22 protein-coding genes are annotated in these 21,568 nt (G+C 64.7%); 16 read left to right on the forward strand and 6 right to left on the reverse strand.

Features of this window, described 5'->3' with window-relative positions; all coding sequences use genetic code 11:
• Nucleotides 1-17: 17 nt before the first annotated feature.
• Together U5A67_RS08005 and U5A67_RS08010 are read left to right on the forward strand one after the other, a co-directional pair.
• Nucleotides 18-920: a DMT family transporter gene (locus U5A67_RS08005; protein WP_321813634.1), complete on the forward strand. Its 903-nt coding sequence runs from the start codon at nt 18-20 to the stop codon at nt 918-920.
• Nucleotides 921-1,028: 108 nt separating this feature from the next.
• Complete coding sequence (locus U5A67_RS08010) at nt 1,029-1,571, forward strand: GNAT family N-acetyltransferase (RefSeq protein ID WP_415767787.1); 543 nt, start codon at nt 1,029-1,031, stop codon at nt 1,569-1,571.
• Nucleotides 1,572-1,604: 33 nt separating this feature from the next.
• Here the strand turns inward: U5A67_RS08010 and U5A67_RS08015 are convergent, their stop codons facing one another.
• The 3 genes from U5A67_RS08015 to U5A67_RS08025 all read right to left on the reverse strand — a co-directional run bounded on the left by U5A67_RS08015 (nt 1,605) and on the right by U5A67_RS08025 (nt 4,288).
• Complete coding sequence (locus U5A67_RS08015; RefSeq protein WP_321813636.1) at nt 1,605-2,732, reverse strand: HAMP domain-containing sensor histidine kinase; 1,128 nt, start codon at nt 2,730-2,732, stop codon at nt 1,605-1,607.
• Between the two features lie 239 nt (nt 2,733-2,971).
• The gene (locus U5A67_RS08020) at nt 2,972-3,289 is read right to left on the reverse strand and encodes a hypothetical protein (protein WP_321813637.1); all 318 of its coding nucleotides are present in this window, start codon (nt 3,287-3,289) and stop codon (nt 2,972-2,974) included.
• Between the two features lie 117 nt (nt 3,290-3,406).
• Nucleotides 3,407-4,288 carry a LysR family transcriptional regulator gene (locus tag U5A67_RS08025; protein ID WP_321813638.1) on the reverse strand — a complete coding sequence of 294 codons (882 nt, stop codon included), beginning with the start codon at nt 4,286-4,288 and terminating at the stop codon, nt 3,407-3,409.
• A 102-nt stretch (nt 4,289-4,390) separates the two neighbouring features.
• Between U5A67_RS08025 and tam the strand changes: the two genes are divergently transcribed.
• Nucleotides 4,391-5,200, forward strand: coding sequence for a trans-aconitate 2-methyltransferase (tam, locus tag U5A67_RS08030; protein ID WP_321813639.1), 810 nt, complete (start codon nt 4,391-4,393; stop codon nt 5,198-5,200).
• Between the two features lie 84 nt (nt 5,201-5,284).
• Complete coding sequence (locus U5A67_RS08035; RefSeq protein WP_321813640.1) at nt 5,285-6,163, forward strand: mechanosensitive ion channel family protein; 879 nt, start codon at nt 5,285-5,287, stop codon at nt 6,161-6,163.
• Here U5A67_RS08035 and U5A67_RS08040 read toward each other — a convergent pair whose 3' ends face one another.
• Complete coding sequence (locus U5A67_RS08040) at nt 6,164-6,718, reverse strand: putative glycolipid-binding domain-containing protein (protein ID WP_321813641.1); 555 nt, start codon at nt 6,716-6,718, stop codon at nt 6,164-6,166.
• A 209-nt stretch (nt 6,719-6,927) separates the two neighbouring features.
• Between U5A67_RS08040 and U5A67_RS08045 the strand changes: the two genes are divergently transcribed.
• From U5A67_RS08045 to U5A67_RS08075, 7 genes are all read left to right on the forward strand, one after another.
• Entirely contained in the window at nt 6,928-7,845 is a 918-nt protein-coding gene (locus tag U5A67_RS08045) for an urea transporter (protein ID WP_321813642.1), read from the forward strand.
• Between the two features lie 43 nt (nt 7,846-7,888).
• Nucleotides 7,889-8,662 (forward strand): class II aldolase/adducin family protein, encoded by a 774-nt coding sequence (locus U5A67_RS08050; protein WP_321813643.1) that lies wholly within the window; start codon nt 7,889-7,891, stop codon nt 8,660-8,662.
• A 40-nt stretch (nt 8,663-8,702) separates the two neighbouring features.
• On the forward strand, nt 8,703-8,891 hold the full coding sequence (locus U5A67_RS08055) for a 4-oxalocrotonate tautomerase (RefSeq protein ID WP_205987309.1): 189 nt from the start codon (nt 8,703-8,705) through the stop codon (nt 8,889-8,891).
• Between the two features lie 428 nt (nt 8,892-9,319).
• Complete coding sequence (locus U5A67_RS08060) at nt 9,320-10,792, forward strand: cytochrome ubiquinol oxidase subunit I (RefSeq protein WP_321813644.1); 1,473 nt, start codon at nt 9,320-9,322, stop codon at nt 10,790-10,792.
• A 53-nt stretch (nt 10,793-10,845) separates the two neighbouring features.
• Nucleotides 10,846-11,850, forward strand: a complete 1,005-nt coding sequence (gene cydB / locus U5A67_RS08065) for a cytochrome d ubiquinol oxidase subunit II (RefSeq protein ID WP_205987308.1) — start codon at nt 10,846-10,848, stop codon at nt 11,848-11,850.
• Entirely contained in the window at nt 11,825-11,974 is a 150-nt protein-coding gene (locus U5A67_RS08070) for a hypothetical protein (protein ID WP_321813645.1), read from the forward strand. The genes cydB and U5A67_RS08070 overlap by 26 nt, the downstream gene beginning before the upstream one ends.
• A 73-nt stretch (nt 11,975-12,047) precedes the next feature.
• Nucleotides 12,048-12,836, forward strand: coding sequence for a hypothetical protein (locus tag U5A67_RS08075; RefSeq protein WP_321813646.1), 789 nt, complete (start codon nt 12,048-12,050; stop codon nt 12,834-12,836).
• Nucleotides 12,837-12,852: 16 nt separating this feature from the next.
• Here the strand turns inward: U5A67_RS08075 and U5A67_RS08080 are convergent, their stop codons facing one another.
• Together U5A67_RS08080 and U5A67_RS08085 are read right to left on the reverse strand one after the other, a co-directional pair.
• Nucleotides 12,853-13,530, reverse strand: a complete 678-nt coding sequence (locus U5A67_RS08080) for an isoprenylcysteine carboxylmethyltransferase family protein (RefSeq protein ID WP_321813688.1) — start codon at nt 13,528-13,530, stop codon at nt 12,853-12,855.
• A 55-nt stretch (nt 13,531-13,585) separates the two neighbouring features.
• Complete coding sequence (locus U5A67_RS08085; protein ID WP_321813647.1) at nt 13,586-14,428, reverse strand: arylamine N-acetyltransferase; 843 nt, start codon at nt 14,426-14,428, stop codon at nt 13,586-13,588.
• 320 nt (nt 14,429-14,748) lie between these two features.
• Between U5A67_RS08085 and U5A67_RS08090 the strand changes: the two genes are divergently transcribed.
• From U5A67_RS08090 to U5A67_RS08110, 5 genes are all read left to right on the forward strand, one after another.
• On the forward strand, nt 14,749-16,215 hold the full coding sequence (locus U5A67_RS08090) for a carbohydrate porin (RefSeq protein WP_415767788.1): 1,467 nt from the start codon (nt 14,749-14,751) through the stop codon (nt 16,213-16,215).
• Between the two features lie 97 nt (nt 16,216-16,312).
• Complete coding sequence (locus U5A67_RS08095; protein ID WP_321813648.1) at nt 16,313-17,473, forward strand: hypothetical protein; 1,161 nt, start codon at nt 16,313-16,315, stop codon at nt 17,471-17,473.
• A gap of 3 nt (nt 17,474-17,476) precedes the next feature.
• Nucleotides 17,477-18,787, forward strand: a complete 1,311-nt coding sequence (efeB, locus tag U5A67_RS08100) for an iron uptake transporter deferrochelatase/peroxidase subunit (RefSeq protein ID WP_321813649.1) — start codon at nt 17,477-17,479, stop codon at nt 18,785-18,787.
• Nucleotides 18,788-18,851: 64 nt separating this feature from the next.
• A complete protein-coding gene (locus tag U5A67_RS08105; protein WP_415767789.1) occupies nt 18,852-19,871 on the forward strand; it encodes an iron ABC transporter substrate-binding protein in 1,020 nt (339 codons plus the stop codon).
• A gap of 65 nt (nt 19,872-19,936) precedes the next feature.
• Nucleotides 19,937-21,562: an iron ABC transporter permease gene (locus U5A67_RS08110; RefSeq protein ID WP_321813650.1), complete on the forward strand. Its 1,626-nt coding sequence runs from the start codon at nt 19,937-19,939 to the stop codon at nt 21,560-21,562.
• Nucleotides 21,563-21,568: the final 6 nt, after the last annotated feature.

Raw genomic sequence — 21,568 nt, forward strand, 5'->3', positions numbered from 1 at the left:
TCCTTCATACTGACTTCATGCGCAAACCCCTCGATGCCTCCACCGATGGCTGGCTCTGCGGCCTCGCCGGCGTACTCATCTTCAGCGGCTCGCTGCCGGCCACGCGGCTGGCCGTGCTCGGCCTCGATCCGCTCTTTCTGACCGGCGCGCGCGCGACACTCGCGGGCGTGCTCGGCGCCTTGCTGCTCGTGCTGTTTCGCGCGGCGCGGCCCGAACGCCGCGAAGTCTGGCCGCTCGTGATCGTAGCGCTGGGCGTGGTGGTGGGTTTTCCGCTGCTCACGGCGCTGGCGCTCAAGCATGTCAGCTCGGCGCATGCGATCGTCTTCGTCGGCTTGTTGCCGCTTTCCACGGCGCTGTTCGGCGTGCTGCGCGGCGGCGAGCGTCCGCAAGCGGCGTTCTGGCTGTTTTCCGCGCTCGGCAGCGCCGCTGTGGTCGCCTTCGCGCTGCGCCACGGCGCCAACGCTTCGCCCATCGGCGATGCGCTGATGCTCGCGGCCATCGTCGTCTGCGGGCTGGGCTATGCGGAAGGCGCGCGGCTGTCGCGCCGGCTCGGCGGCTGGCAGGTGATCTGCTGGGCGCTGGTGATTTCGCTGCCGGTGATGGCGCCGCTCGCGTGGTGGCTCATGCCCGCCTCGTTTGCGTCCGTGAGCGCGGCGTCGTGGTGGGGACTCGGCTATGTGTCGCTGTTCAGCATGTTGATCGGCTTCGTGTTCTGGTATCGCGGCCTGGCGCTGGGCGGCATCGCGGGTGTCGGCCAGTTGCAGTTGCTGCAGCCGTTCTTCGGCTTCGTGCTGGCCGCGTTGCTGCTCCACGAAGCCGTGCCGCCCGCGATGATCGCGGTGACGGCTATCGTGATCGCCTGCGTGGCGGGCGCGCGGCGTTTCGGACGCGCCACGGTCGCCCCGGCGCGCGCGGGTTGATCTCGCCGATGCGCGAATTTTGACGCGCTTCATTTCGACACGCGCGCAGGGCATAGTGGACGCGAGCGCCGCGCTCACCGCGCGGCGCAGCCAATCCGCATGCCGATCATGAACGAACCGCACACTGCCGCGCCGCTGCTGCGCGACGCCACGCCCGCCGACTTCCCCGCCATCGCGGCCATCTACGCGCATCACGTGCAATACGGCGCCGCTTCATTCGAGGAAACGCCGCCTTCGCTCGACGAAATGCTGCGCCGTCACGCCGCCGTGCGCGAACACGGCCTGCCGTGGATCGTCGCCGAAATCGACGCTCGCGTGGCTGGCTATTGCTACGCCACGCCGTATCGGCCGAGACCGGCGTATCGCTATACCGTCGAAGATTCCATCTATATCGACGAAGCCTTTCGCGGCCGCGGACTGGGCCGCATGTTGCTCGCGGCGCTGATCGAGCGTTGCGAGGCCGGGCCGTGGCGGCAGATGATCGCCGTGGTGGCGGACCCGCAAGGCGGTTCGCTGGCGCTGCATGCGAGTTTGGGTTTCGAGCCCGTGGGGACGTTGCGGGCGGTGGGATTCAAGCATGGCGCGTGGCGCGATACGGCGCTCATGCAGCGCACGCTGGGCGACGGCTCAGCCAGCTCGCCCGACAATTAATCCGGATCACGAATCAAACGTCGAATGCCGTTATTACGCTTTAGCAGGGAAGCGCGGAATCTTCACGGTGAATGCCGTGGCGTGTTCATCCGATTCGACGCCTATCGTGCCGTGATGGGCCTGCGCGATGCAGCGGCAAATATAGAGCCCAAGGCCAACGCCCGATGATGCGCGTGCTGAATCATTGAGTGGATCGGCGCGCGTCAAGGGATCGAAAAGAGTGGGCAACGCCCTCGCCGGAATAGGCGCGCCTTCGTTCGAAACCGTCAGCACGATTTGCTGACTGTCGCCGGCCGCTTTCACGCGCACCATCCCACTGCCGTACTGAACCGCATTCGTGACCAGATTGGCAATCAGTTGATTCATGCGGGCAGCATCCCACACGCCCGTCAGTTCGCCCGCCGATTGCGTTTCGATTTGCGCATCCGGCCTTGCCGCCAGCACTTCATCGACCACCCCGCGACACAGTCGGCCAAAATCCTGCTGCGTGAATTCAACCGGCAACGTATCGCCCAGACGCACGCGCGTAAAAACAAACAGATCGTCGATCAGCAGTTTCAGACGTTCCGCGCTGCGTTGCAGATTCGTTGTCGCCCGCAAGCTCAGCGGCGCGAGATTTTCATCGCGCAACACCACTTGCGCCGAATTCAGGATCGCCCCCACGGGCGAGCGCATATCGTGCGCCAGCACGCCGGCGAACAGATCGCGAATGCGTTCGGTGCGCTGCGCGAATTGCCGGACCGACTCCGCCACCATCTGATCGATCGCCTCGTTAAAGCGGATCATGTCCTGAAACGCGGTGATGTCGAGCGAGCCGGTACGTTGCCAGCGGCGCAGGACACTCGCACGCAGCGCGCGATACTCGGCCACCAGCGCGTTGATGCCGAAGCCGTGCGCCTGCCGGTCATCGGCGTGGCCACGACCAATCTGATTGAATGTCGAGTCTGGATCGGGACGCTCGCCGTGCGATTTTGCTTCCTGTTGCGCGGCGCTCTGCGAGACACGCATATCGGCGGCGATTCCCAGCAGCAGTTCGCGCGCGGAATTGCGTAACTGCACGTCCTGGAGATGACTGTCCGCCGGGCTGATGGCGCGCGCGTAGTCGGTCCAGTCGTCGATGATTCCGTCGAGATCCGCTTCGATAAAGTCCGCTAGATTCATGGTTCTTTCCCGGCTGCGAGAGAGTGAATGGCATGCGAACGGCTACACCCGAATTTTAGCGGCTTCTGCCTCGCCGCACTTTAATATCATATGTCACTCAATTTCAGAAAAATAAGGTTCCGATTCGATAACACAGCAAGCCGCTGCGTTTGCGGCGCAGCGGCGCTTTCATGCGACCGATAAAGGAGAACGGCGGGGAAAACCCCAGCGTCTGCGGCTTACTGATTTACTGATGGCATTTACTGATGGCCCACCGGCGAGACCACGCTAGGCGTCGCCAGCGTGTTGTTGGTCTTGGGCGGAGGCGTGGGCGTCGTCGATTGATTCGTCATGTTGTTCTGCTGGTTCCAGCCGGGCGCGTTGTTGCCCATGCCGCTGTCCGACCGTGCTGCGCCGGGCATGCCGTAGCCGCTCGATGTCCCGTTCATCTGATTCGTCGCGGGGCTGGCCGTGCTGCCGGTACTGCCGTTCGAGCCCGCGCTCGTCTGCGCAAAAGCGCCGCCCGACATGGCCAATGCGGCGAGCGCCGCGATTAACGTGCTGCTTGCCTTGTTCATGATCGATTCCTCCTTGAATGCCTCCTTGACTGGAAAGGCAGAACGACGCAGGCAAACAGCGCCTGCACGAACAAGACTTGCGCAATCACCGTGCCGCGTGCACTTTTTGCGCGACGCTCACTGGTCCAGCAGCATGTCGTAGAGCGCCTGCGCCGCGGGCGAGAGATGCGCCGCCTTGCGTGTGAGCAGCACCAGTGTGCGCGACACGGCCGGCTCGATCAGTTCGATCACGCGCACCATCGGAAAAACGTCTTTCTGTACCGCGAGGCGCGGCACGACCGCGGCGCCTAAACCTTCCGCGACCAGACCCAGCGCAGTCGAACTGCGCTGCACCTCGTAAAACGCCCGCAGATTCACGCCATTCGTTTCGAGCGCCACATCGAGCAGCCCGCGATTCGCGCTCACCTCGCCCGCAAAAATCAGGGCGTGCGCGCCCAATGCCGACCATTTCACACGTCTGCGCTTCGCAAGCGGATGATCGTCGCGGCAAACCAGCACATAAGGATCGCTGGTGAGCGGCACGCTTGCCAGTTCGGGATGCTGCTCGCCCGCCACGCCGATGCCGAATTCCGCTTCGCGTCGCAGCACCGCGGCACGCACATGCGCCGACGCATGATCGAGTATGCGCACGCGATCGTGCGGACGGCTCGCCGAAAAGCGCCGCAACACTCGCGGCAGATACTGCACGCCGACGGTCGGCACGCAGGCGATCGACACATCGCCGCGCTGGCTCATGCCGGTCTCGCGGATTTCGGTGAGCGCATCGGAAAGCTCGCCCAGCAGCCGACGCGCCTGCGGCAAAAAACGCGCGCCGATTTCCGTGAGCGCACAATGGCGCGTGGTGCGCTCGATCAGCACGACACCCAGATACGATTCGAGCTTGAGCAGCCGCTGCGTAATGGCGGTTTGCGTGACATTGAGCGTTTGCGCGGCCTGCCGGAAGCTGCCGCCTTCCGCAATCGCCACGAATGCCTGCACGCCGAGCGTGTCAATTTTCATCAGAATTTTGAATCAATCGGTCAACTTATTTCATTTTACTGATTTCCCGCCGACGGCCAGAATACGCGCATCCCACGACGCAGCAGCCATCAGGAGAACACCATGACGGGCGCAACCGATACCGGCCGCAACGGCTACGCGCAGCAATACGTGCAGTTCGAAAGCGAGCGCACGCGGCCCGTGCGCGACCTGCTGGCTGCCGTTCCCGAAACGGCGGTCCGGCGCGCCATCGACATCGGTTGCGGGCCGGGCAATTCCACCGAACTGCTGATCGCTCATGTGCCTCAAGCGCAAGTGAGCGGGCTCGACGCATCGGCGGATATGCTCGATGCGGCACGCCAGCGCCTGCCGCAAACCCGCTTCACACTCGCCGATATCGCACAATGGAGCGCGGGCGCGCAGCGCGATACGCCCGGCTACGATCTGATCCTCGCGAATGCCGTTTTGCAATGGCTGCCCGATCACAACACGTTGTTCGCGCAACTGGTTCAGCGACTCGCATCGGGTGGACATCTGGCGGTACAGATGCCCGACAATCTCGACGAACCGGCGCATCGCCTGTTGCGGGACATCGCGGCGTCCGGGCCCTGGGCGCAACGACTCAAAGGCGTGGAGCGCACCGCCCGCTTCGACGCCCGGCACTATTACGCGCTGCTCGCGCCGCTTTGCACACGCGTGGAGGTGTGGCGCACGACCTATCACCATCCGCTCGCGGGCGGCCCGGATGCCGTCGTCGAGTGGTTCAAGGGCAGCGCCTTGCGGCCGTTTCTCGCTGCCCTCGCGAGTGACGACGAACGCGCCGCCTTCACGGCGCGCTATCGCGAGGCAATTGCACAGGCCTATCCTGCTCTGGCCGATGGCACGGTCCTGCTACCGTTCCCGCGCCTCTTTATCGTCGCGACGAAGCGCTAATCTGTACGTGCGCCCGTAAAATAGGTCCTCTCCACGAGCCGGCTGCGCGCCGGCCCGGCCGCATACTTCGAGGACCTTCGGCTCATGCAATCGCTACTCGTGCACGTTCATCCGACCAACTGGAGCTTCCTCTGGGACGCGCTCACCGCCTTCGCGCTGCGCCTGTGCGCGGCCGTGGCGATCATCTGGATCGGCTGGTGGATCTCCCGGCGCGTGGCCCACTGGCTCTCGCGCCAGAGCAGCATCGACGCCACGCTGCGCCCGATCGCGCGTGACAGCGCTGTGTGGGGCGTGCGCCTCGTGGCGATCATCGGCGCGTTGTCGCAGATCGGCATCCAGACCGCGAGCATCGTGGCCGTGCTGGGCGCCGCCGGTCTGGCGATCGGCCTCGCGCTGCAAGGCACGCTGCAGAATATCGCGGCCGGCATCATGTTGCTGCTGCTGCGCCCCTTCAAGGTGGGCGACTATATCGATGGCGGCGGCGGGAATGTCGCGGGCACCGTCGAGGAAGTCAATCTCTTCACCACGCGCCTCACCAAGCCCGACGGCATCTGCGAATACGTGCCGAACAGCGCGCTGTGGAGCAATTCGATCCGCAATTTCAGCCGCAATCCCACGCGCCGTCTCGATCTGGAAGTGGAAATCTCCGTGCGCGACGACGTGAACCGCGCCATCGAGGCCTTGCGCACGCTCGCGCTGGCCGATCCGCGCGTGCTGGCCGCGCCCGCGCCGCAAGTGATGGTGACGCGCTTCGACGATAGCATCGCAGTGCTGAACATTCGCGTCTGGTCGAATATCGACACCTTTTGGGAAATGCGCTGGGAACTGTCGCGCAAGGTGCGCCAGACGCTCAACGACGCACAGTTCGCGCTGCCGCTGCGCACGCGCGAACTGCATATCGTGCAGAGCGATCAACGCGCCGCCGATGCGCCCGACGCCGCCGCCACGCAACAGACGCCGTAATCACGCCAGCGCAGACAAACGGCGAAACAGCGTGGGATAGTCGAGCACAAGCCCGTCTGCGTCGATCTTCAGGTTCGCCGTGAAGTCGCGAAAAATGCCTTCGTAGCGATATTCCCGATCCGGCTCGATGCAGACATACGCCTGAGCGACGCGCGTGGGCACGAGTTCCGGCGCGGCGATATACGCCACGTCGATCGGCCGGCGCTCGCCGCGCGTGAGGCCGAGCCGGCGCATCGGCAGCGTATTGGTGTACGGCGTGGCGGCAATATCGATATCGATGCAGCCTTCGATCTCGTCCAGCGCGCGTCCTTGCGCGTCGCGCCAATGGCCGCGGCCGTCGCCGTGCATCGCGAAGCTCGCACCGCCCATCACGCGAAACGCCGCGTAGGTCACGCACCAGCGCATATCGCAGTGCACGGTGTAGCACAGGCCGTAAGCCTTGCCGTAACGCTGCCCGACCACCACGCTTTCCGCGCGGATCACCCCGCCGCTCGCATCGAACGCCAGATGCTCGATGCCCTCGCCTTCCTCCGAAGCCCAACGCACTTCACGCATGGTTCGTCTCCGCTGCCTAGTGACTGTTAAGTAGACACTGATCGATCCCAACTCTGCTGCACGGCAATGGCGGCTATCGTAGCTCAGGCCCGCAAATAGCGACTATCAACGCCCGCGCATGCGCAAGCGGGCCCGCTTCGCCTATCCTGCGCGATGCGGCGCGCACGGCGCTGCATCGTCGATCTGCTCCGCTTCCGTCCTTGCCAACCATGTCCACCCACGCGCCCGCCCGCGCCGCTTCGCCCGACTCCGCCGCCAGCCTCGCCGAGCCCGTACGCACGCTGCTGCGCAGCCTCGGCCAGATCGTGCTGCAAAAGCATGCGGGCACCGGCGCCTGCGTGCTCGCGGCGCTCGCGCTCTGCGACCTGCGGCTGGCCTGCGCGGCGCTGATCGGCGCGACGGCCGCCAATGTCTGCGCGCTGCTCGGCCGCGCCCCATTCGATGCGATCCGCGACGGCCTGGCCGGTTTCAACGGTGCGCTCGCGGGCCTCGCCGCCTTCACCTTCGCCGCCGATACCGCCACGGCCTTCGCGCTCGCGCTGCTCGCGGCGGCGTTCAGCGCCTGGCTGGGCACACCGCTCGTGCGCGCACTGGGCCGCGCGCGCCTGGCCGTGTATTCGGCCCCCTGCCTGGCCGCGACGTGGCTCTGGATGACGCTGGGCGCAGGCGGCGAACGCGTGGCAGCCGGATCGTCCGCCATGGCCATCAGAGGCGCATCTGACGCGTCTGACGCGTTGGCAGGCGTGCTCAGCGGCGTCGCCCAAACGGTCTTCGCCACCGGCGCGCTGCCCGGTCTCGTGCTGCTTGCGGGCCTCGCGTGGTCGTCGCGACGTGCGGCGGCCTATGCGCTCGGCGGCGCGGCGCTCGCCAGCGCGCTCGAATACGCGCTGGGCGCGCCGCCAGCCAGCTTCGCCGCCGGCTTGTGCGGCTTCAACGGCGCGCTTGCGGCGCTGGCCGCCAGCGCACTCGGCCCGCGCGCCGCGATCTGTGCGACGATGCTTGCCGCGGCGCTCCATCTGGCCGCCACGCGCCTGGGCCTGCCCGCGATGACCGCGCCGTTCGCGCTCGCGGGCTGGGCCGTGCATCTTGCCGCGCGCCTGCCGCGGCATCGGCGCCGCGCAAGCTGAGCCAAGCCGCGCGCGCCACCTCACTGACGTAGAAGGAGACCTCATGTCATTCGCGCATCGCCCGGCTGGCTTCGCCGACGCCACGCCGCCCTCCGAAGCGGAGCTGCAACTGCGCGTCGATCTCGCCGCCGCCTACCGCCTGATCGCGCTCCATGGCTGGGACGACCTCATCTACACGCATGTTTCGGCCGCCATTCCGGGCGAGCCGGGCCGCTTCCTGATCAACCCGTTCGGCCTCGCCTTCGACGAAGTGCGCGCCTCGAACCTCGTCAAGATCGATACCGAAGGCCGCATCGTCGGCAACAGCGAGCACCCGGTCAACGCGACTGGCTTCGCGCTGCACGCCGCCGTGCATCTCGCGCGGCCGGACGCCGTCTGCGTGATGCATCTGCACAACACGGCGGGCATTGCCGTGTCGATCCAGCGCGACGGCCTGCTGCCCGCTTCGCAACACGCGCTGCGTTTCTACGGCCAACTGGCCTGGCACGACTACGAAGGTCTCGCCTTTTCGCCCGCTGAAGGCACGCGCCTGACCGCGAACCTCGGCGACAAACCGGCCATGCTGCTGCGCAATCACGGCACGCTCACCACCGGCCGCACGGTCGCCGAAGCCTTCGTCCTGATGGCCACGCTGATCAAGGCCTGCGAGATCCAGTTGCAGGCGCAGGCGGGCGGCGTGCCGCTCGTGACGCCGCCACCCGACATCTGCGCGCGCACGGCCGAACAGCTATTCGACGGCGGCGCCATCGAAGGCGCGCTCGAATGGCCTGCGCTGCTGCGCAAGCTCGACCGCATCGATCGCTCGTACCGGGATTGAATTCCTCATCGCTTCAGCAACATCCAACACGGAGATCACCATGCCCACGTTTCATATCGAACTCTTCGAAGGCCGCAGCGTCGAGAAAAAGCGCGAACTCGCCGCCGCGCTGACCGAAACCACCTGCGCGGTGCTCGGCTGCGACGCTCAATCCGTCGACATCATTTTCCACGACGTCAAACCCGAAAACTGGGCGACAGCGGGCAAGCTCTGGAGCGATCCGCGCTAATCGTCTCGCAGTCGATTAGATTGGCATCCTGAGTATTTTCATTCGAAGCGCCACGATCTCCGTGGCGCTTTTTTTACGCCTCGTCAGCGTAGAAAAAGCGTAGAAAAATTGCCGGTTCGAACACCGTTTCTTCGCGCACCTGGGCCAATTGACGCACCGCGCGCGACCATCGCGAAAATTGACGCATATTGCCGCAGCGCGCACGTCTTGCGATAAATCAAGCAATCGCAAAACTTCCGCCGAAATTTATCGCTATCAATGCTTTAGCGCAGTCGATGAGCGCTTGAAGCGGGTGTGCATGCGACATGCTGGCGCAGATCGCAGCGCAGCAAAGCAGGCCATGTTCCCCTACGCTTACGTCAAATCGCACGACGCCTCGCGCGTCATGTGGAGTTTTCCGACGTATAAAAAGAGCATCAGGCACGCACATGCACCCGTCCCTCCCCGCTATACCGGCGCTCTCGGCCTTTGACCTGGCCCGGCTCCAGTTCGCCTTCACGGTGTCCTTCCATATCGTCTTCCCGGCGCTTTCCATCGGCCTCGCGAGTTTTATCGCGGTGCTCGAAGCGTGCTGGCTCAAGACCCGCAAACCGTTCTACAAAGAGCTCTGCCACTTCTGGTCGAAGATCTTCGCCGTGGCTTTCGGCATGGGCGTGGTGTCGGGCGTCGTGATGAGCTACGAATTCGGCACCAACTGGGCCGGCTTCTCGTCGTTCGCAGGCCCCGTCACCGGGCCGCTGCTGATGTACGAAGTCATGACCGCATTCTTCCTGGAAGCGGGCTTCCTCGGCATCATGCTGTTCGGCTGGAATCGCGTGAGCGAACGTGCGCACTTTGGCGCGACGCTGATGGTCGCCATCGGCACGCTGATTTCGACGTTCTGGATTCTGGCTTCGAATAGCTGGATGCAGACGCCGCAAGGCTTCAAGATCGTCGATGGTCACGTCGTCCCGACCGACTGGCTCAAGATCATTTTCAACCCGTCGTTCCCGTATCGTCTCGCGCACATGGCGATTGCCGCCTTTATCGTGGCTGCGCTGGTGGTGGCCGCAACGGGCGCATGGCACCTGCTCAAGGGCCGCCGCGATCCGGCCGTGAAGAAGATGTTCTCGATGGCGCTGGGTCTGCTGCTCGTGCTCGCGCCGATCCAGGCGTTCGTGGGCGATGCGCACGGTCTGAACACGCGTGAATATCAGCCCGCCAAGATCGCGGCGATCGAAGGCATCTGGGATACGGAACACGGCGGCACCGCGCTGAACCTGTTCGGCATTCCCGACATGAAAGCCGAAACCACGCGCTACGCCGTGCAGGTTCCGCACCTCGGCAGCCTGATCCTCACGCATAGCTGGGACGGCGAAATTCGCGGCCTCAAGACCTTCCCGCCCGAAGATCGTCCGAACTCGACGCTGATCTTCTGGACCTTCCGCGTGATGGTTGGCTTAGGCATCCTGATGATTGTGCTGGGCGTGACCGGATGGTGGCTGCGCAAGCGCGGCACGCTGTATGAATCGCGTCTGTTCCAGCGCTTCACGCTGCTGATGGGCCCGACCGGTTTCATCACGCTGCTCGCGGGCTGGATCACGACCGAAGCCGGCCGCCAGCCGTGGGTGGTCTACGGCGTGATGCGCACTTCGCAGGCCGTTTCGCCGCTCACGGCGCAGCAGGTCGGCATTTCGCTGATGGCCTTCGTGTTCGTGTACTTCCTCGTGTTCGGCACGGGCATCTATTACCTGCTCAAGCTGATGCGCAAGGGTCCGGCGCTGCCTGGCGCGCCGTCGCATGACGGTCACGGCAATAACGGCGGCCACGGCGAACGCGTCGTGGAAGCCCACTCCGCGCTCGCCGCGAACCAGACCGCGCGCCGCCCGATGGCCGCCGCCGATCAACTGATCGACGCCTGACGCGAAGCTTCAAAGCCCCAACACACACGCACACAGAAACGAGGCAACGCAACATGGATGTCACCGTCATCTGGGCCGCGATCATCGCGCTCGGTCTTTTACTCTACGTCGTGCTGGACGGTTTCGATCTGGGTATCGGCATCGTCTTCCCGTTCTTCCCCGACGAGGAAGAGCGCAACCTGATGATGAACACCGTCGCGCCCGTCTGGGACGGCAACGAAACCTGGCTCGTGCTGGGTGGCGCGGGCCTGTTCGCCGTGTTCCCGATCGTGTATTCGACGGTGCTCTCGGCGCTCTATCTGCCGCTGATTTTCATGCTCGCCTGCCTGATTTTCCGCGGCGTGTCGTTCGAGATTCGCGCCAAGGCCAACCGCACGCGCCATCTGTGGGATCTCGCCTTTATCGGCGGATCGACGGGCGCGGCGTTCTTCCAGGGCATCGCGCTGGGCTCCTTCCTGCAAGGCATTCCGATGCAGGACGGCCATTTCGCGGGCGACGCATTCGGCTGGCTCACGCCGTTCACCCTGCTTTCGGGCTTCGGTCTGGTGGCCACGTATGCACTGCTCGGCAGCTGCTGGCTGGTCGCGAAGACCGAAGGCGATCTGCAGCGCCGTCTGCACAAACTGGTCTGGCCGCTGACGGTCATGCTGCTCGGCTTCATTGCGCTCGTGAGCCTGTGGACGCCGCTGCAAGACCCGTCGATTGCGAATCGCTGGTTCTACTCGGGTCTGTTCTGGCGTCTTGCGCCGGTGCCGCTGCTGGTGATCGCCTGCGCCGTGTGGATGCGCTGGGCCGTGCAGTCGCGCCATCACAAGACGCCGTTCGTGGCCGCGCTCGCGCTCGTGCTGCTGGGCTATATCGGCCTGCTGGTGAGCCTGTGGCCGTACGCGATCCCGCAGCATCTGACGCTCTGGGAAGCCGCCGCACCGCGCGAAAGCCAGACCTTCACGCTGATCGGCGCATCGGTCATCCTGCCGATCATCCTCGCCTATACGGCGCTCGGTTACTGGGTTTTCAGAGGCAAGCTCAATCATGGCGACGCTCACCACTATCACTAGGAAGGGCGCCCTGCCCGGCTGGCTCTGGTTCGTGCTGCTCTGGTGCGGCGGCGTGGCCGGAGCGGTTTCGCTCGGCGAAGTGTTCAGGGTGTTCATGAACCTGACGCTATTCGCCGTGAAATAGCGCAAACCGGGCGCACTCGGGTCCCACGCCGCGTTAGACTGTAGGCCATCTGTCAACTTCGACCCTAAGCACCATGCAACAGATGACCTTCATGGAATGCGTCAAGCGCGCGTGGGCCAGCGCCTGGCAAACCGTCACGCACATGCCCGCCGTGGTGCTGCGCGCGTTTGCCATCTATGCCGTGCTGGGCTGGCTCGCGCTGGCCGGCCGCCCCATCCCGGGCGAGGGCGACATGCCCTCCACCGCCCTCATTCTCGCGGGCAATATCGCGTCGCTCTTCAACGCCCTCGTCTATCTCTGGTTCACGCTGAAGGTCTACCGCTTCGTGCTGCTGGGCGAGCGCACCGCGCCGCTCATGCCCAACGGCGCGCGGCCGATGCTGCGCATGCTCGGTCTGGGCGTGCTGATGATGCTGTTCTTTATCGGCACCGGCGCGGGACTCTGGCTGATGTTGAGCCCGCGCACCGCGGCCAGCGAGTTGTTCCTCGCGCTGGTCGTCGCGGCCATCTGGATGATCGTGGGCGTGCGCGTCTGTCTGCTCTATCCGGCACTGGCGATCGGCGAGCGTTTCTCGCTGGGCGCCGCGTGGCGCGATAGCCAGGGGCACTTCTGGAATCTGCTGGGTGTCTCGTGCGTGGCGGCGTTGCCGCTGATCGTGTGCGCTGCGCTCGTGCTGATCGGCATGGGCCACGCGGGGATCTCGCCGGCCGTCGTGCAGACGCCGGGATGGTTTACAGCGCTCGCGATCATGCAGAGCGTGGCCAATCTCGCCTTCGCGCTGGTGACGAGTTCGGCGCTGGCCTGGCTGTATCGGCGCTATGCAAATGCGCTGGGGACGGCTGCGGGTTCTTCTGCGCAATGAAGCGGCGCGTTTGGCGTCACCACACGCCAGGCACGAACCGATACCTCACCCGCTCCATATACGTGCGATAGCCCGGCAATTCCGCGGCTAACGCGCGCTCCTCACGCACGGCGCGCCAGCCGACGCCCACGATCATCGGCGGCACCCACGCCAGCCCCCACCACGATCCCAGCATCAGCGGCGTGCCCGCGAGCAGAAGGATCGCGAATGCGTACATGGGATGGCGCACATACGCATACGGCCCGCTATCCGTCACCGCATGCCCACGCTCGCGCTGGATCTTGACGACAGGCGCCGCGTAGCGATTCGCCGCGAACACACCACGCGTGGCATACAGATCGACGAAGATCGCCACCGCGCCGCACACGCTGAGCCACACCGGCACATGCGACCAGTGAAAACGCATGGCATCCACGCCGATAAAAACCAGCCATCCGCACCAGACCAGCGCCACGGCGATCATGAACACGCGATCCCAGCGCGCCTGTTCGCGTTGCGCAAACGGTGCAAGACGCTCGGCCAGCAGACCCGGATCGGTACGGGCGAGCCACAAGCCGATCCACGCGCTGCACGCCGCCCATTCGAGCAGCCAGAGCCACGCCGCCGGCCAGGCCAGCGTGCCCGCGCCGACGAACAACAGCGCGCCCTGAAACACCAGCCAGATGGCGGTCTGCGTAACGAGCCGCAAGACCAGTGGCGTGTTCATCGTCCCCTCCCTGCGCCGCGTTCGAAGCCGACGCAACGAAGCTTCAGCGTGCGAGACTCTGCTCGCGTCCTTCCACGCGCGCGAACATCTCAGGCACATCGAAGCCCGTCGTATCCAGATTGAAGCCTTCGTTCAGGCATTGCGCGAGTTCGCCAGCGCTGCCGATAAAGCGTTCGACCAGCAACTGGCCGTTACCGTCGCGTTCGCTATAGCGATTGTTGAACAGCACCGCGCGGCGTCCTTCGTGCGCGATGCACGCGATCAGGTTGCCCCTGAAAAACGATTCCGGCAAGGTCGACGTGTACCAGTTCGACATTTCGTAATCGACCCACTGCGCCGGTTTATCGTCGAAGCGATAAACATCCACCCACGCATTGCCGTCGAACGATTCGAGCTTCCATTCGGTCGCGTCGATCGGCGCAAGGCGCGCGGGTTCGAGCCGCGTCTGTTGCGTGCCGCGTTGCGCGAACGCGAGCGGCGCGCTCAGCGATGCGCCGCCAAAGCCGACATCGGCGAGCCACGCCTGGCCGTCGATCCTCACGCGCAACAACATATGCGTGCGCGGCATGATCAGGCCGTCCGGCAGACCGAACAGCACGCGCGCCGCCATCGGCTCGACTTCGAAACCCAGTTGCATGAGCACGTGCGCGAACAGCGTGTTGTGCTCGAAGCAGTAACCACCGCGTCGCGAGTCCACCAGCTTCGCGACGATATCGGGCAACGCCACCGACACCGGCCGCGCCGCGAACGGATTCAGGTTTTCGAAAGCAATCGCGCGCGGATGCAGGTCATGCAGCGCGCGCAAAACATCGATCGTTGCTTCACGCGGGCCTGCATAGCCGATACGGGAGAAATAATCGTTCAGATTTAGTTCGAATGCGGACATCGGTCTCACCTGCGTGCAAATAAATGAAATAACAGCATCAAAAAATCGGGCTGACAGACGAGGCATTTTCGCGTGATTTCCTCATACCGTACAGCGGCTTATCTAACTGCTTGTAATGATCAGGATCACCGATGAAAGCGCCTTGTAAACACCGTGCTTACGACTCGTAATTAATGTGAGAATCATTCTCATTTGTGTTGACGACCTTATTAGCGAATCGTACGATTGCGCCGTCTCGGAGACAAACGATTCACGCTCGCTAATTAAGCGGGCATGGAGATTCGATACTGCTATAAAGAATTAAATAAGTAAGGAATACGATGAAACCAATCCGGTCATCCCGTTCGTTCGAACGGCGTGCGCCTGCCCTGCGCGGACTCGCGATGTGGGCTGCCTGTGCGACTTTTGCATGCGCTGCACACGCCCAGTCGAGCAACCCCGATGCCGCGCCCGAAGCCCCCGAGGCCGATCTGTCGATCAAGGCGCAACCGTCGAACTTCTGGACCGGCATCTGGACGCGTCAGAACCTGCTCGGCGATATGGGCGGTCTGCGTCCGTGGCTCGGCAAATACGGCGTGACGTTCGAACTGACCGAGACGAGCGAATATCTGGCGAATCTGCGCGGCGGTCTGAATCGCGGCGGCGCCTATGACGGCCTCACAACCGCGACGGTGCAGGTGGATACGAGCAAGGCGCTCGGCATTCAGGGTGGCCTGTTCAATATCAGCGCGCTGCAGATTCACGGCTCGAATCTGAGCGCGAATAATCTCGGCACGCTGAATACCGCGAGCGGCATCGAGGCGCAGGACACCACGCGTCTGTGGGAGATGTGGTATCAGCAGTCCTTCCTCGACAAGAAGCTCGATATCAAGGTCGGTCAGCAGAGTATCGACCAGGAATTCATGGCGAGTCAGTATTCGGCGCTGTTCGTCAACACGATGTTCGGCTGGCCGGCGCTGCCTTCGTACGACATGCCTTCGGGCGGCCCGGCGTATCCGCTTGCGGATCTGGGCGTGCGCGTGCGCGGCCAGATTACGCCTTCGCTGACGGGTTTGATCGGCGTGTTCGATGGCGATCCGCTCGGCAACAATCCGAATAACCTTAGCGGTACGAACTTTAATCTGCACCACGGCGCACTCGTGATCGGCGAGTTGCAGTATGCGATTAACCAGCCGTCCGAAGGCGAACTCGTGAGCGCGGACAATCACGGTCTGCCGGGCACCTACAAACTGGGCTTCTGGTACAACAGCAATTCGTTCGACGACCTGCACTACGACACCACGGGGCAGTCGCTGAACAATCCGGCCAGCACCGGGATTGCCGCGCAACATCACGGCGACTACAGCATCTACGCCGTGGCCGACCAGATGATCTGGCGTCCCGATCCCGACGAACCGCGCAGCATCGGCGTATTCGCACGCGTGATGGGCGCGCCGGGCGACCGCAATCTCGTGAGCTTTTCGGCGAATGCGGGCGTGGTCATGAAGGCGCCGTTCAAGGGTCGCGACAACGACAGCGTGGGTCTGGCGCTCACGTATATCAAGGTCAGCAATGCCGTGCACGACCTCGATCTGGACTACCGCAACTACTACGGTACGCCCTATGGCGTGCGTACCCAGGAAACCACGCTGGAAGCGACCTACCAGTATCAGGTCACGCCCTGGTGGCAATTGCAGGCCGACGCGCAATACACCTTCAATGCCGGCGCCGGCCAGAATCCGAACGATGCGACCGCGGCGCTGCGCAACACCTTTGTGTTGGGCGTGCGCACCAACATCACGTTCTGATCCGCTCGATCCGTTTATGTCTAACCCCAAGTCCTCGCGCTTTTCCGCTACGCCCATGAAGGCGCGTGCGTGCCTGCGCGGGGCACGGAGAAATACCATGAATCACGCCATGCGCAAGCTGCTGCTGTGCTCGGCTCACGCCACCCGCGCGGCGCTCGCGCTCTCCGCTGTCGCCGTGCTCGGCGCGCCGCTCGCCGCTCATGCCGACCCGCAAGGTCTGCTCGAAATCGTTCATCACCAGACCACGCTCATCAACACGGTGCCCGATAACGGCGACCAGAATCCGTACGCGCTGGTTGTCGCGCCGGTGAGCGCCGGCACGGTGAAACAGGGCGATGTGCTGATCGACAACTTCAACAACGCCGCCAATATGCAGGGCACCGGCAGCACGATCGTCGACTATCACCCCGACACGAAGCAGATGACGCTGTTCGCGACGATCCCGCGCGACCTCAAGGAATGCCCCGGCGGCGTGGGTCTGTCGACCGCGATGACGATGCTGAAGTCGGGCTGGGTGATCGTCGGCAGCACGCCGAGCAACGATGGCACGACCAGCACCAAGGGCGCGGGCTGCATGATCGTGCTCGATAGCGGCGGCAAGATTGCGAAGGTCATCAGCAGTCCGAACATCAACGATCCGTGGGGCAATATGGCCGTGGTCGATAACGGCGACCATGCCACGCTGTTCGTGAGCAATGCGGGCTTTGGCGTGGGCGGCGCGCAAGGCAATCCGCCGCCGGTGTTCAAGCAGGCCACGGTGCTGCGCATGGAACTCGACGTCCCGAGCGGCCAGGCGCCGGTCGTGAAGAGCGAAACGGTGGTGGCGAGCGGCTTCGGCGCGCAGGCGGATCGCGGCGTGTTCCTGGTCGGCCCGACCGGTCTGGCACTCTCCGCCGACAACAAGCTGCTCTACGTGTCCGACGCGATCGGCAACCGCATCAACGTGATCGAAGATCCACTCACGCGCGATACGAGCGCAGGCGTGGGCCGCCAGTTGACCGCCGACGGTCTGCTGCACCGCCCGCTTGCGATGATCGCGACGCCGCAGGGCCATCTGCTGGTGACGAACGCGCTCAACGGCCAGGTCGTGGAAATCGACCCGGTCGCGGCGAAGCAACTCTACGCACGCTGGATCGATACCGACAAGGCGCAGACGCCGCCCGGCAACGGCGACCTGTTCGGCATCGCGCTGACTCCGGCGGGCGACGGCTTCTACTACGTGGAAGACGACGTCAATACTCTTGTGCTGGCCAAATAAATCATGTCCTCCGATGATCCCCACGACCGCCCGCGGCAAAGTTCGCGGCGCGGTTTCCTGAAGGCAGGCGGCGCGGCCGTCGCGGCGGGCGCTACGCTCGGCGCGACGCTGTCGCAGCAGGCGCAGGCCGCCGAAGCGAAGCACCGCATGGCGGCAGCGGACCCGCTCGCCGCCGTCGAGCCGTTTTACGCGCCGCATCAAGGCGGCATCGTCACGGCTCAACAGGCGCATACCTATGTGGCCGCGTTCGACCTCACGACCACCTCGCGCGACGATGTCATCAAGCTGCTGCGCCAGTGGACCGACTCCGCCGCGCGCATGACGCAAGGCCACAGCGCCGCCGCGCTCGACGGTCTGAGCGACGACCAACCCGCGCCAGATTCTGGCGACGTGCTGGGTCTTGGCCCGGCGGGTCTCACGCTCACGTTCGGCTTCGGTCCCGGCCTTTTCATGTCCGAAGGCAAGGATCGCTATGGTCTCGCGAGCAGGCGGCCCGCTGCGCTCGTCGATCTGCCGCGCTTTAACGGCGACCAGTTGATCGCCGAGAAAACCGGCGGCGATCTCTACGTGCAGGCCTGCGCGAACGACGCGCAAGTGGCCTTCCACGCGGTACGCCAGCTCGCGCGCCAGGGCTACGGCATGCTGCGCATGCGCTGGGGCCAGGCGGGTTTTCTGTCGGGTCCGCGCGGCCAGACGCCGCGCAATCTGATGGGCTTCAAGGACGGCACCAACAATCCGCCGACCGCCGACCCCGCCGCGATGAAGGAATTCGTCTGGGCCACGTCCGCCGATACGCCGTGGATGCAGGGCGGCACGTACACGGTCGTGCGCCGTATCCGCATCACGCTCGAACACTGGGACCAGATGGAACTGGGCTTCCAGGAGCAGGTGTTCGGGCGCCGCAAGTACAGCGGCGCGCCCATCGGCAAGGAGAAGGAATTCGATCCGGTCGATCTCGGCGCGCAGGATAAGGACGGCAATGCGCTGATTCCCGACAACTCGCACGTGCGCCTGTCCAATCGCGCCTCGAATAACGGCGCGCAGATTCTGCGCCGTTCGTACTCGTACAACGACAGCACGAACTTCTATATCGAGCGCTGGCCGCCATGGCGTCAGGAAACCGAATATGACGCGGGCCTCATCTTTATCGCCCACCAGGCGGACCCGCGCACGGGCTTCATTCCGATCAACGAGAAGCTCGCGAAGTTCGACATGATGAACCAGTTCACTACTCACGTGGGCAGCGCGATTTTTGCGTGTCCGCCGGGTGCGAAGCCGGGCTCGTTCATCGGCGCCGAACTCTTCGAGGCCTGAAATAAGCGCTTTTTTGCATACGCATTCGACACACGCAATCGACAAGAACGGATAACGACCGATCATGAAAACAACATTCCCTAGCGCACGCCTGCGCGCTGCCGCCCTCGCGCTCGCCTTTGCGGGCATGGTGCCGTTCGCCGCGCACGCCGCGTCGATCACGCTCTACAACGCCCAGCACGAGCAGGTCGTGAACCAGCTCGCGAAGGACTTCGAGCAGCAGACCGGCATCGACGTGAAGATCCGCAGCGGCGAAGGCCCGGCGCTGGCCGCGCAACTCGTGGCCGAAGGCGAGAAGACGCCCGCCGATGTCTACTTCACCGAGAACTCGCCCGAGCTGATGCTGCTCGAAGAAAAAGGCCTGCTCGCGCCCGTGCAGAAAAGCACGCTGGGCGAAGTGCCCGCGCGCTACAACTCGCCCGCCGGCCAGTGGGTGGCCGTGACCGCGCGTGAGAACGTGCTGGCCTACAACACGGCAAAGGTGCCGGCCGCGCAACTGCCGCAATCGCTGTTCGATCTGGCGAAGCCGGAATGGAAAGGCAAGGTTGGCATCGCGCCGAGCGACGCCGACTTCCTGCCGGTGGTGGACGCCGTGCTGGCCGCCAAGGGCGAAGCCGCTACGGTCGCCTGGCTCAAGGGCCTGAAAACCAACGCGCAGATCTTCGACGACGATGAAGGCGTGGTCGCCGCCGTGAACCGCGGCGCGGTCGCCACGGGCATCATCAACAACTACTACTGGGACCGCCTGCACGCCGAGATCGGCGACAAGCAGACGCGCAGCGCCGTAGCGCATTTCGCCGACGGCGACGTGGGCGCACTGGTGAACGTCTCGGGCGCAGCAGTGCTGAAGGCCGCGCATAACCAGGACGGCGCGCAGAAGTTTCTCGCTTACCTCGTGAGCGAGCGCGCGCAAAAACTCATGGCGCAAGGTCATATCAGCTTCGAATATCCGCTGCGCCCGGGCGTGGCCGGCGATCCGATCAACAAGCCGTTCGACCAGCTCAAGCCGCCCGCGCTGACGATCCAGCAGCTCGGCGACGACAGCCAGGCCGCCCGTCTGCTGCGTCAGGCCGGTTTACTCTGACGCTTGATCAATTCACAAGGATGCCTGATTAAATTGTGAGTGACGCTGTTTCTCCGGCACCTCCCGTGCCGGACACATTGGATGCACCGGACGGCGCGACGGTCACGACCTCGCGCCGGCGGGCGCCGCGCGCGCTGTTTCTAGCCGCGGCGCTCGGCCCATTGCTGGTGCTGCTGCCGCTCGCGCTGACGTTCTGGCGCGCGCTGTCGTTTGCGCAGGAAACCGGTTTCGCCGATGCCGCCGACCTGATCTTCCGGCCGCTGGTGGGCGAACTGCTCGTCAACACGCTCGAAATCACGGTGAGCGCGACGCTGGCTTCGGCCGTACTCGGCACCGCCTGCGCCTGGTTCGTCGAGCGCACCGATGTGCCGGGAAGGCGCGCCTGGGCGCTGCTCGCCGCCGCGCCGCTGGCGATGCCCGCATTCGTGACGAGTTACGCGTGGGTCTCGCTAAGCCTCGATTTGCAGGACTTTCTGGGCGCATTGATCGTCATCACGACCGCGTATTTCCCGCTCGTCTATCTGCCGGTGGCCGCTGCATTGCGCGGGCTTGATCCCGCGCTGGAAGAATGCGCGCGTGCGCTCGGCTGCGATCGCTGGACCACCTTCGTGCGCGTGGTGCTGCCGCAATTGCGCCCTGCCCTGCTCGGCTCGATGCTGCTGGTGGCGCTGGGCGTGCTGTCCGAATTCGGCGCATTTACGCTGCTGCGTTTTCGCACCTTCACCACCGAGATTTACGCCGAATACCGCACGAGTTTCGATGGCGGCGGCGCATCGCTGCTCGCCTGCGTGCTGATTCTGCTGTGTCTCGTGTGCCTCGTATTCGAATTTCGCATCCGCGGACGCGCGCGTTACGAGCGCGTCGATCGCGGCACGCGCCGCGCGAGCGTGCGGCACGCGTTGGGCCGCTGGCGCTGGCCGGTGGCGCTGGGATTCGCCGCGCTCAACATCGGCACGCTGGGTGTGCCGCTCGGCATGATCGGCTACTGGCTCACGCAGCCGGGCGCCGCCGCCATCACGCCCGCCGATGTCTCGCCCGAACTGCTGCTGTCCACCACCTTCGCATCGCTGCGCCTGGGCCTCACCGCCGCCGTGGTGACGACGCTGCTGGCGCTGCCGCTCGGCTATCTGCTCGCGCGTTTTCCTGGGCGCGCGGCAACGTTTCTCGAACGCACCACGTTTATCGCGCAAGGCGTGCCGGGTCTTGTAATCGCGCTGGCCATCGTGTCGCTCGCGGTACGCATGCTGGAGCCGCTTTATCAGGGCAACACGCTGCTGATCGCGGCCTACGCGATCCTGTTCCTGCCGCTCGCGCTCGTCAGCGTGCGTGCGGCGCTATTGCAGGCGCAGCAGCGTCTCGAAGAGACTTCGCGCGCGCTTGGCCTTGGCTGGTTCGCCACCTTGCGGCGCGTCGTGCTGCCGCTTGCGGGGCCGGGCCTGGGCGCGGCGGCGTCGATGGTGTTCATCTCCGTCGTCACCGAACTCAACGCCACGCTGCTGCTCGCGCCCATCGGCACGCACACGCTCGCCACCCAGGTCTGGTCCGATACCTCGACGCTCGCGTTCGCCGCGGCCGCGCCCTATGCGGCGCTGCTCACGGCGCTTTCGCTCGCGGCTTCGGGGCTGCTGTTCGCGTTCGCCGGGAAATCGGCGCTCGCGGGACAGGCTTCGGCGCCTGCCGGCGACCAGTAGCGGGCA

Origin of the sequence: Paraburkholderia sp. J69-1 (assembly GCF_905220255.1) — a bacterium.
GTDB lineage: Bacteria > Pseudomonadota > Gammaproteobacteria > Burkholderiales > Burkholderiaceae > Paraburkholderia.